The organism is Streptomyces sp. NPDC012769 (assembly GCF_042901205.1).
In the GTDB taxonomy this organism is placed as follows: Bacteria; Actinomycetota; Actinomycetes; order Streptomycetales; family Streptomycetaceae; genus Streptomyces.
Genome location: NZ_JBIBCP010000004.1, coordinates 736493 through 749300, shown reverse-complemented (window position 1 = coordinate 749300; position 12808 = coordinate 736493). Strand labels below are relative to the sequence as shown.

The following is a 12808-nucleotide window of genomic DNA, read 5'->3' as shown; positions in this document are numbered from 1 at the left end:
GCACGGCTCCACTGTACGACCGGTGGGGCGGGGCGGGTCAGCGGCCCACGTCGGCCAGTTTGGCGCGCAGCTGGAGGACGGACTTGGTGTGGATCTGGCTGACCCGGCTCTCGGTGACGCCGAGGACGTGGCCGATCTCGGCGAGGGTGAGGCCCTCGTAGTAGTAGAGCGTGACGACGGTCTTCTCGCGCTCGGGGAGCGTGTTGATGGCCCGGGCGAGGAGCCGGCGCAGCTCGCGGTCCTCGGCGACCTCCACCGGGTTGTCGGCGGCGGTGTCCTCCAGGGTGTCCATGAGGGAGAGCCGGTCGCCGCCTTCTCCGCCGACGTGCAGCAGCTCTTCGAGGGCGACCACGTTGGCGAGGGACAACTGGCTGAAGACGGAGTGGAGTTCCTCCAGGGTGACGCCCATCTCGTCGGCGACCTCGGCCTCGGAGGGGGTGCGCCTCAGCTGTGCCTCGAGGGTGGCGTAGGCCCTTTCGACGTTGCGGGCCTTCTGGCGCACGGAGCGGGGGATCCAGTCGAGGGCGCGCAGTTCGTCGATCATCGCGCCGCGGATGCGGGTGATGGCGTAGGTCTCGAACTTGATGGCCCGCTCGACGTCGAATTTCTCGATGGCGTCGATGAGGCCGAAGACGCCGGAGGAGACGAAGTCGGCCTGTTCCACGTTGGACGGCAGTCCGACGCTGACGCGTCCCGCGACGTATTTGACGAGGGGTGAGTAGTGCAGGATCAGCTGTTCCCGCAGCCGTTCGTCGCCGGTGTCCTTGTACGAGCGCCACAGCTCGTCGAGCGAGGTCGGTGCGGGTGGTCGCACGGTGCCCCGGGCTGCTGGGGGCACCGCAGCGCGGTCAGACCCGGAGGTGTGCTGGGGCATGCGTTGCCTTGAGCCGTTCTGCTGTCGGGTGCGGAGGAGTCGGTCCGGTGGTCGGGTGGGGGATCCTCGTGAGCGTAGCGTGAGTGCGCTGTCGCGGTGCGCGAACATCGGCGGATGGCGCCGGTGCGGGTGGCTGTCGTCGCCCACGTCTTCGAACGGGGGCCGTGGCGCGGGTCGGCCCCTCGGGTGCGGCCGAGAGAACTCGATTGCTCATCGTGCGCAGCCTTTCACCCGATTGCGCCGGGCTGATAGCCGCCATGCCGGGTGTTCGACCGTTCTGTGCGTCTGTTCGTCAACCGCCAGTCGTCCTGTTGTCGCTCGACGAACCCGAGGGAGTGGAGTTCGTAGAGCTTGGCGAGGGTGTGGTCGGGGTGGGTGCCGGCGCGGGTGGCGATGGTGGTGAGGGAGGCCGGGCCTCGGCCGGGGAGGGCTTCGAGGACGCGGGCGGTGTCGGGGGTGAGGAGGTCGCGGGGCAGGACGGGGCCGCGGCGTGGTGGGGCGAGTTCGCCGACGGCGCCGACGAGTTCGATGATCTCGGCGGCGTCGGTGACGAGGGTGGCCTCGCCGCGGAGGAGTTCGTGGACTCCGGCGGACAGGCCGCTGGTGACGGGGCCGGGGACGCCCATGGTGTGCCGGCCGAGCCGGGCGGCGGCGCGGGCGGTGACGAGGGAGCCGCTGCGGTATTCGGCCTCGACGACGACGGTGCCGCGGGTGAGAGCGGCGATGACGCGGTTGCGCAGGACGAAGCGGCTGCGGGTGGGGTGTACGCCGGGTGGGAGTTCGCCGATGACGAGGCCTTGTTCGGCGATGCGGTCGATGAGTCGGGCGTGGCCGCGGGGGTAGGGGACGTCGACTCCGCAGGCGAGGACGGCGGCGGTGGCGCCGCCTGTGCCGAGGGCGCCGCGGTGGGCGGCGCCGTCGATGCCGAAGGCGGCTCCGGAGACGACGACCCAGCCGCGTTCGGCGAGGCCGGCGGCGAGGGTGGCGGCGGTGTGGGCGCCGTAGGGGGTGCAGGCGCGGGCGCCGACGACGGCGACGGAGCTCAGGGCCCAGGTGCGGAGGTCGGCGGGGCCTCGGATCCACAGGCCGATGGGGCGGGTGTCGCCGAGGTCGTCGAGTTGTCGGGGCCACTCGGTGTCGCCGGGGATGAGGAAGCGTCCGCCGAGGCCGGTGATGAGGTCGAGGTCCCGGTCGGGTGTGGCGGTGCGGGCTCTGCGTCGCCAGCTCGCGATGCGTTTGTCGCCGGTGCCGGGGAATTGTTCGGTGTCCGGCGGTGCCTCCGTGCCCGGGAGTGGTTCGGCACCGCTGTGCCGGGTCGGCTGGTGGGTGTTGTGGGGTGCGTCGGCTTGCAGCAGGTCCAGGAAGCGGACGGCTCCGTGTCGGCGCAGGGCGCGGCCGGCGTGTTCGTCGCCGGGTTCGACGATGTGGGTGAGGGCGGCGCGGGCGAGGCGTTCGGCGTCTCGGGCCTGTGGTGCGGTGGTCATGGCCGCTCGCCCGCGGCGACGGGGACGCCCCGGGCGATGCCGGTGCGCAGTTCGAGGGCGAGGGCGATGTCGTCGGCTTCGGGGCGGTCGTGTCCGGCGAGGTCGGCGACGGTCCAGGCGACGCGCAGGACGCGGTCGAGGCCGCGGGCGGTGAGCAGGCCGCGTTCGATGTCGCGTTCGGCGGCGGCGAGGGCGCCGGGGCGGGTGAGGAAGCGGGTGCGGAGTTCGTGTCCGGGGATCTCGCTGTTGACGGTCCATGGGGTGCCGTCGAGTCGGGCGGCGGCGCGGGCTCTTGCTTCGCGGACGCGGTCGGCGACGGCGGCGCTGGTTTCGCCGCGTCCGCCGTGGCCGAGGAGGTCGGAGCGGTGGACGGGCTCGACTTCGACGCGGAGGTCGACCCGGTCGAGGAGGGGGCCGGAGAGTCGGGCCTGGTAGCGGCGGATGAGGGAGGCGGGGCATTCGCAGCCGGCGCCGTGGAGGGTGTGGCGGCCGCAGGGGCAGGGGTTGGCGGCGAGGGTGAGCAGGAAGCGGGCGGGGAGTCGGACGACGCCGGCGGCGCGGGCGACGACGACGTGGCCGGATTCGAGGGGTTGGCGCAGGGCGTCGAGGGCCTTGGAGGAGAACTCGGGGGCTTCGTCGAGGAAGAGCACGCCGCGGTGGGCGAGGGAGACGGCGCCGGGGCGGGGCAGTCCGTTGCCGCCGCCGACGAGGGACTGCATGGTGGCGGAGTGGTGGGGGGCGCAGTAGGGCGGGCGGTGGACGAGGGGTTCGCCGGGCGGGAGGATGCCGGCGACCGAGTGGACGGCGGTGACTTCGAGGGATTCCTGGCGGGTGAGCGGCGGCAGGATGCCGGGGAGTCGTTCGGCGAGCATGGTCTTGCCGGCTCCGGGCGGGCCGGAGAGGAGCAGGTGGTGGCTTCCGGCTGCGGCGATCTCCAGGGCGCGGCGGGCGGTGTGCTGGCCGGCGACGTCGGCGAGGTCGGGTCCGTCGGCGGGGTCGGCGGCGAGTCCGGTGCCGATTCCGGCGCCGGGGACGAGGAGGCCGGCGAGCATGGGGTCGGGGCGGCCTTCCTCGTGGGGTTCTTCCTCGGGGACGGGTTCGTCGGCGAGGACGGCGATGAGCTGGCGGAGGCTGCGGATGCCGAGGACGGAGACGCCGGGGACGAGGGCGGCTTCGCCGGCGGTCTGTTCGGGGACGACGACCTGCCGGTATCCGGCGTCGGCGGCGGCGAGGACGGCGGGCAGGACGCCGCGGACGGGTCGGACGCGGCCGTCGAGGCCGAGTTCGCCGATGAGGACGAGGTCGGCGATGCTGCGGGGGTCGATGCGTTCGGCGGCGCCGAGTACGGCGGCGGCGACGGCCAGGTCGAATCCGCTGCCTCCTTTGGGGACGGAGGCGGGGCTGAGGCCGACGGTGAGTTTCTTCTGGGGCCATTCGGCGTCGGAGTTGACGATGGCGGCGCGGACGCGGTCGCGGCTTTCGGTGAGGCTCTTGTCGGGGAGTCCGACGAGGGTGAAGGCGGCGACTCCGGCTTCCAGGTCGGCCTGGACCTCGACGACGACGCCTTCGACGCCGACGAGGGCGACGGAGCAGGTGCGGGCGAATCCCATCACGCCACCCCCTGGGCGTGGGTGACGACGGGGGCGCCGCGGCGGGGCAGGACGACGCCGATGAGGTCGATGCGGACGCCTCCGCCGGCGGGTGGGCCGCCGTGCCGGTCGAGCCAGCAGGCGGCGAGGTGGCGCAGCCGTTCGGCCTTGCGTGGGGTGACGGCGGCCATGGGGTGCTCGAAGGCTCCCTCGCGGCGGGTCTTGACCTCGCAGACGACGAGGGTGTCGCCGTCGCGGGCGACGATGTCGATCTCTCCGGTGCGGCCGCACCGCCAGTTCCTGGCGAGGACGTGCAGTCCGGTCGCGGTGAGCCGGCGGGCGGCGAGCTCTTCTCCGTACCGCCCGAGGGCTCCGCGTGCGGTTGTCGTGGCGTTCATTCGGTACCACCTCCGGCACCGAATGTGACGCATCGCTACGGAGCGTGTGCGGCCCTGTGGACAGGCCGTCCGTTGTGGATAACCGAGCCACCCCTGCGGGTGGTTTCAGGCGTCGTGCGGCCGGTTGTGTCAGCTGCCGGGAAGTTCGAGGTCGCTCTTGTTGAGCTCCTCGATGTTCACGTCCTTGAATGTCAGGACGCGGACCTGCTTGACGAAGCGGGCGGGCCGGTACATGTCCCAGACCCAGGCGTCGGCCATGGAGACCTCGAAGAAGACCTCGCCCTGGACCGAGTGCACCTGCATCTCGTAGTCGTTGGTGAGGTAGAAGCGCCGCTCGGTCTCGATCACGTATTTGAACAGCCCGACGACATCGCGGTACTCCCGGTAGAGCTTCAGCTCCATCTCGGTCTCGTACTTCTCGAGGTCCTCGGCGCTCATGGCATGTTCCCCTTCAGCCGTGCGTCCCCCTATTGTGCGCCAGTCGCCCGGGCCCCTAAACGATTTCGGGGGCGAGAACGAGCGGCGCGCTCGGAGGTCCTTCGTCGAGCAGCGTGCGGAGCAGCTCGGCGAGTCTGTTGGGGTACACCGTCTCACGGGCCGCCGACAGTTCGGCGGAGGTCCACCATCTCAGGCCCGCGACGCTGCGGGCCTCCAGCTCGGTGAGGCCCGCGGGAGCGGTGACGGTCTGGGTGGTACGGGCGAGGTAGTACCACTCGTCCTGGTCCCAGCGCCGCCCGTCGAAGGGGAAGGAGCAGTAGCGCTGCCACAGCACCGGGCCGAGCTCGACCTCGGTGATCCCGGTCTCCTCGGCGAGCTCGCGCAGTGCGGCCTCCTCCCGGCTCTCCTCGCCCTCCAGACCGCCGCCGGGGGTGAACCACCAGGTCTGGGCGGGGTCGTCGGGCTCGTAGCCGTGGAGGAGCAGGATGCGGTCGTCGGGATCGAGCAGCACCACCCGCGCCACCCGCCGCGGCGCCACGGCCCCGCCCTCGGTCCCGACCGCGGCCACCGCCGCCGCGCGGTCCTCAGCCGCCTCGTCCACCCCGTGCGCCTCGTTCGCCTCGTCCGCCCCGTGCGCCTCGTTCGCCCTGTCCGCCTCGCTCATGCGCCCACCTTGTTCCCGGTCGTGCGCGCGGTCGTCGGCGCCGCGGGTCGCTTGCGGCCGAGCGCCCGGGCCAGCGGCCCGTAAGCCGCGCCGGCCAGGATCAGTACACACCCGGCGACGATCGCGTAGAAGAGGGGCGTGACCGGGCCGGGTCGCGAGACGCCGCCGGGCAGTGCGGCGAACGGCTCGGGCCGCTCCAGGACGCCCTTGGCGGGCCAGACGACGGCGTCGACGCGGGCGACGACCGCCGAGCGCGGCACAGAGCCCCGGCCGGCCTCCTGGAGGTGGGCGCGGGAGTCCATCGAGGTGTGCCGCTCGTCGCCGAGCAGGAAGAGCTTCCCCTCGGGCACGGTGACCGAGAACTTCTGCCCGGAGGCGGGCTTCCCGGCCGGCAGATACGGTTCCTCGACCGGCTTGCCGTCGAGGGTGAGCCGGCCGTCGGCGTCGCAGCAGGCGAGGGTGTCGCCGCCGACGGCGACGACCCGCTTGACCATGGTCACGTCGCCCCACAGGGGGTCCTCGAAGACGACGATGTCGCCGCGCTTCACCTCCGCGCCGTCGACGCGCTGGGCGAGGACCTTCGAGCCGACGTCGAGCGTCGGTGTCATGGAGTCGCTGGGCACCGAGAACGGCTGGTAGAGCAGGGCGCCGACGACGAAGCCGCCGAGGAAGAGCACACAGCCGACGGCCACGACCAGCCCCGACAGGACGCTGCCGAGGCGGCCGTGGCCGCCTTTCGTACGCGGTGTGACACTCGTGCCGACGCTCATGGGCACCTCGCCTCGGAGGATCCGCGGGCCGTCCGTGCGACGGTCCGGGACGGCACCCTACCCGCGGGTCGCTACCTGGCGGTACGGGAGGACCCGGCCGCCTCGCCGGCGGTGCGCCGCTTGCGCCGCCACAGCACCAGCGGAAGCGCGCCGGCGAGCCCGGCGGCGCCGGGGGCGACGGCCAGCGCCTGGCTGAGCCCGGGCTGGTCGAACGTCTCCGGGACCGGCAGGGTGGCCCAGCGCGTCACCGGCCAGGCGATGACGACGGCGCGGCCCACGACCTCGTCCTCGGAGACGGTGCCGCCGCCCGGGAGCTCCATGTGGAAGCGCGAGTCGAGCGAGTTCTGCCGGTTGTCGCCCATGACCCAGATGCGCCCCTCGGGCACCTTGACCGGGCCGAAGGCCGGGTCGCAGGGCACCGAGCCGGGGTAGAGGTAGGCGCTCTCGTCCAGCTCCTTGCCGTTGACGACGACCTTGCCGCCCTCCTTGCAGGAGACGGTGTCGCCGCCGACCGCGATGACCCGCTTGATCAGGTCCTTCTCCTCGGCGGACGGCATGAGGCCGATGAAGCTGAGCACCTTCTGCACCACGTTCGGCTCGGGGGCCTTGCTCTCCTCGAGCCAGCCGCCCGGGTCGTGGAAGACGACGACCTCGCCGCGCTCCGGCTCGGCGCCGAACCAGGGGGTGAGCTTGTCGACGAGGACCCGGTCGCCGCGCTGCAGCGTGTTCATCATCGAGTCGGAGGGAATCGAGAACGCCTGCACCAGGAAGGTCTTGATCAGCAGCGCCAGGACCAGCGCGATGCCGATGAGCAGGGGCAGTTCCTTCCAGAAGGAGCGCGGCCTCCGGGGGTCGTGGCCGTCCTGCCCGGTGCTGTCCTCACCGCCGTCCCCGTCCCCGTGGCCGTCTCCATGGCCGTCGTCGGCGCCGCCGTGGGGCACGGTGCCGCCGGGCACGCCGGACACACCTGAGACACCGGAACCGGCCTCAAGGCCCTGGTCGGAGCCCTGGTCGGGTCGCCGGTCGGAGCGCGGATCGGGGTCCGGGCGCTGGTCGGGGTCCGGACGGCCCGTGGAGTCATCCGTCATGGCCACCGCCGGGGCGGGCCGCTCGGGCCTCTTCTCGGGCTCGCCGTGTCCGGACCGTGCGCCGACGGCCAAATCCCCCACATCCACTCCTCAGTCCGTGCGCTCGCCCGTCCCCGAACAGGGACAGGCCCACCACTCCCATAACGAGCAGAAGTTCCGCAGGGGTCGGGAGGTGGGGCATTCCGTTCGTGTTCCGCTGGGACACACTATGCGACACCCCCTGTGCCTCGGCCGCGCGCACCGCGCCGCCGTCCGGCACGGACGCGAAGGTCGACCGCTCCTCCAGGCGTCGCCAGTGGTCCACGGGCCAGGCGATGACGACGGCCCGGCCCACCACCTGGTCCTCGGCGATGGTGCCGTGGTGCTTCTCGTCGAGGTGGAAGCGCGAGTCGGCCGAGTCGGACCGGTGGTCGCCGAGGACGAAGATCCGCCCCTGCGGGACCTTCACCTCGAAGGGGATCGTCGACGGTTCGTTCCCGGGGTGCAGATACGGTTCGTCCAGCGGTACGCCGTTGACCGTGAGCCTGCCGTCCTTGCCGCAGCACTTCACGGTGTCCCCGCCGACCGCCACGACCCGCTTGATCAGGTCCCGCTCGTCGGCCGACGGCAGCAGACCGATGAAGGTCAGGGCCTGCTTGATCTGTCTGACGCCCACCGGGTCGTCATCGGGCGGCTCGGCCTCCTGCTGGAGCCAGTTGCCGGGGTCCTTGAAGACGACGACGTCGCCGCGCTGCGGGGTGGCCCCGAACCAGGGCGTCAGCTTGTCGACGAGCACCCGGTCGTCGATCCGGATGGTCTGCTCCATCGAGCCGGACGGGATCACGAAGGCCTGCACCAGGAAGGTCTTCAGGACCAGGGCGATGAGGACGGCGACGGTGAGGAGGAGCGGGATCTCCGTGACGGCGGAGCGCCGCCGGCGCCGCTTGACCTTGCGGGCGAGCCGGCGCCGTTCGGCCCGCCCCGGCGGCGTGCGGCCCTCGCCGTCCGGCCGGGCGTCGGCGCCCCTCCGGCCCGCGGGGGCCTTGCCCCGCCTACCCATGGCCGCCGGTGGTCCATTCCGGTACGGCGTCGAAGGCGTCCGTGCCGGGCACGGTGGACCAGCGGCCGACGGGCCAGCCGATCCAGTCGGCGCGGCCGACGACCTTGTCGACCGGCACCATGCCGCCACCGGGCCGGCCGAGGTGGTCGCGGGAGTCGCTGGACTGGCTGCGGTGGTCGCCCATCACCCACAGGGTGCCGACCGGCACCACGATGTCGAAGGGCACGTCGGAGGGCCGGTCGCCCAGGAGCACGTACGTCTCCGGCACGGGCACGCCGTTGACGCTGATGCGGCCGTCCTTGTCGCAGCAGACCACCCGGTCGCCGCCGGTGCCGACGACCCTCTTGACGAAGTCGGTCTCGTCCGGCTCGGCGAGACCGAGGGCGGCCGCGGCGCCGCGCAGCAGGCCGGTGACCGGGTTGCCGTCGGGCTCCTCCTGCACGAAGGACCCGGTGCCGTCGAAGACGACGACGTCGCCGCGGCGCGGCTCGTCGCCGAAACGGTACGCCAGCTTGTTGACCAGGATCCGGTCCCCGACCTGGAGGGTGGGCTCCATGGAGCCGCTGGGGATGAGGAAGGGCTGGAGCACGAAGTGGCTGAACAGCAGCAGGAAGACCATGCAGGCGCCGCCGATGAGCCCCGTACGGCGCCAGGTGAGGACCCCACCCGAGGCCCCGCCATCCCCGTCCGCGTCCCGATCACGCCCTCGGTCGGCGTCGGCGTCACGCCCGTGGTGGGCGTCTCCGTCCCCGTCACGCCCGCGGTCGGCATCCGTGTCCGCGTCCGCGCCCTCGTCCCGGGCGGAGTCCAGATCCAGGTCCGGGTCCGTCCCGGAAACGCGCGCGGAGCGCGACCGCCCCTCCTTGCCGGAGGAGCGATCGCGCTCCGTGTGCTGTGCTTCGGTGTCCATCGGGGGCAGAGCCTATCCCGCACCCCTGTGGGCCGGAGCTCAGTTGTCGCGCTTCTCCTTGATCTTGGCAGCCTTGCCGCGCAGCTCACGGAGGTAGTAGAGCTTGGCGCGACGGACGTCACCGCGGGAGACGAGCTCGATCTTCTCGAAGATCGGGCTGTTCACCGGGAAGGTGCGCTCGACGCCGACGGAGAAGGAGACCTTGCGGACCGTGAAGGTCTCGGAGACGCCCGAGCCCTGACGGCGGATGACGACACCCTTGAACTGCTGGATACGGGAGCGGTTGCCCTCGATGACGCGAACGTGGACGTTCACGGTGTCGCCGGGGCGGAAGGCCGGGACGTCGGAACGCAGCGAACCGGCGTTGACCTGGTCGAGCAGGGAGGCCATGGAGGTCTCTTTCCTCGCTGATGCCACAGGTCATCAGCGGTACGTACGAATGGTGGGTGAGCGCCGTGCGTCTCTGGCGGGCGTCGTCCCCCCTGTGGCAGGGGCGCGCGCCGAACGTACGACAGCGGCCTATTCTTCCACGCTCTCCGGTCTGCGCCAAAATCGGCCACCGGGCTCGGGGGCCCAGCCCAGCATGGAGAGGATCTCGCGGTCCTTCTTGTCGAACGCGGTGGGGTCGCAGCGCTCGATGAGGTCCGGGCGGTTGGCCGCCGTGCGCCGGAATGCCTCGTCCCGCCGCCAGCGCGCGATCTTCCCGTGGTGCCCGCTGAGGAGAACGTCGGGGATGGTGCGGCCGCGCCACTCGGGCGGCTTGGTGTAGACCGGCCCCTCCAGGAGGTTGGCCATGGCGCCCGGGGCGAAGGAGTCGTCCCGGTGCGACTCGGCGTTGCCGAGGACGCCGGGCAGGAGCCGGGCGACGGCCTCGGTGACGACCAGGACGGCGGCCTCCCCGCCGGCCAGGACGTAGTCGCCGATGGACACCTCGTAGACCGGCATCCGGGTGGCGTACTCGTCCATGACGCGCCGGTCGATGCCCTCGTAGCGGGCGGGCGTGAAGACCAGCCAGGGCCGCTGGGAGAGTTCGACGGCGAGTTCCTGTGTGAAGGGGCGGCCGCTGGGGGTGGGGACGACCAGGGCCGGGCCGTGGGCGCCGGCCTCGTAGCCGTCGGCGAGGACCTGGTCGAGGGCGTCGCCCCAGGGTTCGGTCTTCATGACCATGCCGGGGCCGCCGCCGTACGGGGTGTCGTCGACGGTGTTGTGCCGGTCGTAGGTCCAGTCGCGCAGGTCGTGGACGTGGACGTCCAGTCGGCCGCGGGCACGGGCCTTGCCGACGAGCGAGACGTTCAGCGGTTCGAGGTACTCGGGGAAGATCGTGACGACGTCGAGGCGCATCAGGAGGCGTCCTTCTGCGCGTCACCGTCGGCGGCCGCGGCCTTGCCCCCGTCCGCGGGGCCGGCCTCGCGCCCCTCGTCGGCACCTGCCTCGGCACCTACCTCGGCACCGGCTTCGGCGTCGGCGTCGGCGTCGGCATCGGAAGCGCCGGCCTCGGCGTCGCGCGCGGAGACGACGACCGCCTGGCTGTCGTCGATCAGTCCCGGCGGCGGGGCGATGACGGCGCGCTGGTTCTCCAGGTCGATCTCGGTGACGATCGTCGAGACGAACGGGATCATCACCTCGGTGCCGTCGGGCCGCTCCACGATGAAGAGGTCCTGGGAGGGCAGGTGGGAGATCTCGGAGATCACGCCGATCTCGGTGCCGTCGGCGAGGACGACGTCGAGGTCCATGAGCTGGTGGTCGTAGTACTCGTCCTCCTCCTCGGGCAGCTCGTCGGGGTCGACGTCGGCGATGAGAAGGATGTTGCGCAGGGCCTCGGCGGCGTTGCGGTCCTTGACGCCCTCGAAGCGGAGCAGCAGCCGGCCGCTGTGCACCCGGCCGGTCTCGATGGTGAGCGGCCCGGCGGAGGCCGGGTCGGTGTGCAGGACGGCGCCGGGTCCGAGTCGCAGCTCGGGCTCGTCGGTCCGCACCTCGACGGTGACCTCGCCCTTGATGCCGTGGGCGCGGCCGATCCGTGCGACTACCAACTGCACTGGTGATCTCTCCTGTCGTACGGCAACGGGCCGGGGAGGGCGGTGAGCCCTCCCCGGCCCGTGCCGGTGTCAAACTTCAGCGGACCTGGTCCACGTCGACGAGGTCGACGCGGATGCCACGGCCGCCGATGGCGCCCACGACGGTACGCAGCGCACGCGCGGTGCGGCCGTTGCGGCCGATCACCTTGCCGAGGTCGTCGGGGTGGACCCGGACCTCGAGTACGCGACCACGGCGCAGGTTGCGCGAGGCGACCTGCACGTCGTCGGGGTTGTCCACGATGCCCTTCACGAGGTGCTCGAGAGCCTCCTCGAGCATGATCAGGCCTCGGTCGACTCGGTGGACTCGGCCTCAGCAGCCTCGTCCGCCTTCTTGTCGGCCTTCTTGGCCTTCGGGGTGATGGCCTCACCCTTGGTGTCGTCACCCTCGAGCGCCTTGGCGAACTCGTCGAAGGTGGCGCGCTTGGCTTCCTTGGTCGCCGGGGCGAGCAGGGGCTTCTCCGGGGCGGGGAGGCCCTTGTGCTTCTGCCAGTCACCGGTGAGCTTCAGGATGGCGAGAACCGGCTCGGTCGGCTGGGCGCCGACGGACAGCCAGTACTGCGCACGCTCGGAGTCGACCTCGATCTTCGACGGGTTGTACGTCGGGTGGTAGAGGCCGATCTCCTCGATCGCACGACCGTCCCGGCGGGTGCGGGAGTCGGCGACGACGATGCGGTAGTGCGGCTGGCGGATCTTGCCGAGGCGCTTGAGCTTGATCTTGACTGCCACTGGAGTGGTGTCTCCTGGTCTTGACGTGGTTGGGCACTTGAGATGCCACGTGGGGTTGCGGTACTCGGGTGCCCGATGGACGCGTCAGCCGGAGGAGAGAGGGGTCCTGTGCGACTGTCGAGTACAGCTAGCCATTGTGCCACACGCCGCGAGGTCAGCTCGCGGCGCCCACCGTCTCCGGGATGCGGAAGGGCTTGCCGCAGCCGCCGCAGACGATCGGCGCCTGGGCGAGCACGGAGGGGACCACGCGCACGTTGCGCCCGCAGTCGCAGACGGCCTTGACCCGCACGCCGCCGCCGGAAGAGCCGTGCCGGGCGGCCGGTCCGCGGAAGGAGCGCTTGGTGTCGGCGGCGGTCGCGACCGTGTGCGCCTTGAGGGCGCGCTGGAGCCGCTCGATGGTGGGCCGGTAGCGCCGCCTGGCCTCCGCGTTCAGGGTGACCAGGGAGAAGCCGCTGCTGGCGTGCGGTTCCTCCGGATGGTCCAGGCCCAGCTCCTCGGCGATCGCCAGGAATCTGCGGTTGTGGTAGCGGCCGGCGCGCGAGGTGTCCCGGACTCCTCGTGCGGCGGCGATGCCGTGGACTGCCTCGTGGAGCAGTCGCTCGAAGGAGAGCTCGGCGCCGCAGGCGGACGAGGACTCTCCGATCAGGGACTCGGGCGCGGCAAGGTCCGGCAGCTCGGGGTGGTGCCGCTGAATGTCGGCCCACGCCTGTGCCAGCTCTGCGGCGAGAACAGGTGGTGTCGTGCTCACGTCGG

Annotated in this window: 16 protein-coding genes; all 16 read right to left on the bottom strand. The window is 72.0% G+C overall.

Annotated elements, in window-relative coordinates; translation table 11 throughout:
• Positions 1 to 37 precede the first annotated feature (37 nt).
• The 16 genes from whiG to ACFY7C_RS24545 all read right to left on the bottom strand — a co-directional run bounded on the left by whiG (position 38) and on the right by ACFY7C_RS24545 (position 12803).
• On the bottom strand, positions 38 to 874 hold the full coding sequence (whiG, locus tag ACFY7C_RS24620) for an RNA polymerase sigma factor WhiG (RefSeq protein ID WP_389654256.1): 837 nt from the start codon (positions 872 to 874) through the stop codon (positions 38 to 40).
• Positions 875 to 1101: 227 nt separating this feature from the next.
• Positions 1102 to 2358 carry a DNA-processing protein DprA gene (gene dprA / locus ACFY7C_RS24615; RefSeq protein WP_389654254.1) on the bottom strand — a complete coding sequence of 419 codons (1257 nt, stop codon included), beginning with the start codon at positions 2356 to 2358 and terminating at the stop codon, positions 1102 to 1104.
• On the bottom strand, positions 2355 to 3968 hold the full coding sequence (locus ACFY7C_RS24610) for a YifB family Mg chelatase-like AAA ATPase (protein ID WP_389654252.1): 1614 nt from the start codon (positions 3966 to 3968) through the stop codon (positions 2355 to 2357). Before ACFY7C_RS24610 ends, dprA begins: the two co-directional genes overlap by 4 nt.
• Positions 3968 to 4345: a YraN family protein gene (locus tag ACFY7C_RS24605; RefSeq protein WP_389654250.1), complete on the bottom strand. Its 378-nt coding sequence runs from the start codon at positions 4343 to 4345 to the stop codon at positions 3968 to 3970. The genes ACFY7C_RS24610 and ACFY7C_RS24605 overlap by 1 nt, the downstream gene beginning before the upstream one ends.
• 129 nt (positions 4346 to 4474) lie before the next feature.
• Positions 4475 to 4783, bottom strand: coding sequence for a DUF2469 domain-containing protein (locus tag ACFY7C_RS24600; protein ID WP_005311352.1), 309 nt, complete (start codon positions 4781 to 4783; stop codon positions 4475 to 4477).
• Positions 4784 to 4838: 55 nt separating this feature from the next.
• The gene (locus ACFY7C_RS24595) at positions 4839 to 5447 is read right to left on the bottom strand and encodes an NUDIX hydrolase (protein WP_389654248.1); all 609 of its coding nucleotides are present in this window, start codon (positions 5445 to 5447) and stop codon (positions 4839 to 4841) included.
• Positions 5444 to 6217 carry a signal peptidase I gene (gene lepB / locus ACFY7C_RS24590; protein ID WP_389654246.1) on the bottom strand — a complete coding sequence of 258 codons (774 nt, stop codon included), beginning with the start codon at positions 6215 to 6217 and terminating at the stop codon, positions 5444 to 5446. The genes ACFY7C_RS24595 and lepB (ACFY7C_RS24590) overlap by 4 nt, the downstream gene beginning before the upstream one ends.
• 71 nt (positions 6218 to 6288) lie before the next feature.
• On the bottom strand, positions 6289 to 7377 hold the full coding sequence (lepB, locus tag ACFY7C_RS24585) for a signal peptidase I (protein ID WP_389654498.1): 1089 nt from the start codon (positions 7375 to 7377) through the stop codon (positions 6289 to 6291).
• Positions 7295 to 8344, bottom strand: coding sequence for a signal peptidase I (gene lepB, locus ACFY7C_RS24580; protein WP_389654244.1), 1050 nt, complete (start codon positions 8342 to 8344; stop codon positions 7295 to 7297). Before lepB (ACFY7C_RS24580) ends, lepB (ACFY7C_RS24585) begins: the two co-directional genes overlap by 83 nt.
• Positions 8337 to 9254: a signal peptidase I gene (gene lepB / locus ACFY7C_RS24575; protein WP_389654242.1), complete on the bottom strand. Its 918-nt coding sequence runs from the start codon at positions 9252 to 9254 to the stop codon at positions 8337 to 8339. The genes lepB (ACFY7C_RS24580) and lepB (ACFY7C_RS24575) overlap by 8 nt, the downstream gene beginning before the upstream one ends.
• A gap of 39 nt (positions 9255 to 9293) precedes the next feature.
• Positions 9294 to 9644, bottom strand: a complete 351-nt coding sequence (gene rplS, locus ACFY7C_RS24570; RefSeq protein WP_356697895.1) for a 50S ribosomal protein L19 — start codon at positions 9642 to 9644, stop codon at positions 9294 to 9296.
• A gap of 129 nt (positions 9645 to 9773) precedes the next feature.
• On the bottom strand, positions 9774 to 10595 hold the full coding sequence (gene trmD, locus ACFY7C_RS24565; RefSeq protein WP_389654240.1) for a tRNA (guanosine(37)-N1)-methyltransferase TrmD: 822 nt from the start codon (positions 10593 to 10595) through the stop codon (positions 9774 to 9776).
• The gene (gene rimM / locus ACFY7C_RS24560) at positions 10595 to 11290 is read right to left on the bottom strand and encodes a ribosome maturation factor RimM (RefSeq protein WP_389654238.1); all 696 of its coding nucleotides are present in this window, start codon (positions 11288 to 11290) and stop codon (positions 10595 to 10597) included. Before rimM ends, trmD begins: the two co-directional genes overlap by 1 nt.
• 76 nt (positions 11291 to 11366) lie before the next feature.
• On the bottom strand, positions 11367 to 11606 hold the full coding sequence (locus ACFY7C_RS24555) for an RNA-binding protein (protein ID WP_005311361.1): 240 nt from the start codon (positions 11604 to 11606) through the stop codon (positions 11367 to 11369).
• A 2-nt stretch (positions 11607 to 11608) separates the two neighbouring features.
• Complete coding sequence (gene rpsP, locus ACFY7C_RS24550) at positions 11609 to 12055, bottom strand: 30S ribosomal protein S16 (protein WP_345485363.1); 447 nt, start codon at positions 12053 to 12055, stop codon at positions 11609 to 11611.
• A gap of 154 nt (positions 12056 to 12209) precedes the next feature.
• Positions 12210 to 12803 (bottom strand): hypothetical protein, encoded by a 594-nt coding sequence (locus ACFY7C_RS24545; RefSeq protein WP_345485364.1) that lies wholly within the window; start codon positions 12801 to 12803, stop codon positions 12210 to 12212.
• Positions 12804 to 12808 lie beyond the last annotated feature (5 nt).

Excerpts from the sequence above, each read along its gene's own strand:
- lepB (WP_389654246.1), bottom strand. The coding sequence starts at position 6,217 with ATGAGCGTCGGCACGAGTGTCACACCGCGTACGAAAGGCGGCCACGGC.
- ACFY7C_RS24555 (WP_005311361.1), bottom strand. The coding sequence starts at position 11,606 with ATGCTCGAGGAGGCTCTCGAGCACCTCGTGAAGGGCATCGTGGACAAC.
- ACFY7C_RS24595 (WP_389654248.1), bottom strand. The coding sequence starts at position 5,447 with ATGAGCGAGGCGGACAGGGCGAACGAGGCGCACGGGGCGGACGAGGCG.
- trmD (WP_389654240.1), bottom strand. The coding sequence starts at position 10,595 with ATGCGCCTCGACGTCGTCACGATCTTCCCCGAGTACCTCGAACCGCTG.
- lepB (WP_389654244.1), bottom strand. The coding sequence starts at position 8,344 with ATGGGTAGGCGGGGCAAGGCCCCCGCGGGCCGGAGGGGCGCCGACGCC.
- ACFY7C_RS24600 (WP_005311352.1), bottom strand. The coding sequence starts at position 4,783 with ATGAGCGCCGAGGACCTCGAGAAGTACGAGACCGAGATGGAGCTGAAG.
- ACFY7C_RS24605 (WP_389654250.1), bottom strand. The coding sequence starts at position 4,345 with ATGAACGCCACGACAACCGCACGCGGAGCCCTCGGGCGGTACGGAGAA.
- ACFY7C_RS24610 (WP_389654252.1), bottom strand. The coding sequence starts at position 3,968 with ATGGGATTCGCCCGCACCTGCTCCGTCGCCCTCGTCGGCGTCGAAGGC.
- dprA (WP_389654254.1), bottom strand. The coding sequence starts at position 2,358 with ATGACCACCGCACCACAGGCCCGAGACGCCGAACGCCTCGCCCGCGCC.
- lepB (WP_389654242.1), bottom strand. The coding sequence starts at position 9,254 with ATGGACACCGAAGCACAGCACACGGAGCGCGATCGCTCCTCCGGCAAG.
- rplS (WP_356697895.1), bottom strand. The coding sequence starts at position 9,644 with ATGGCCTCCCTGCTCGACCAGGTCAACGCCGGTTCGCTGCGTTCCGAC.
- whiG (WP_389654256.1), bottom strand. The coding sequence starts at position 874 with ATGCCCCAGCACACCTCCGGGTCTGACCGCGCTGCGGTGCCCCCAGCA.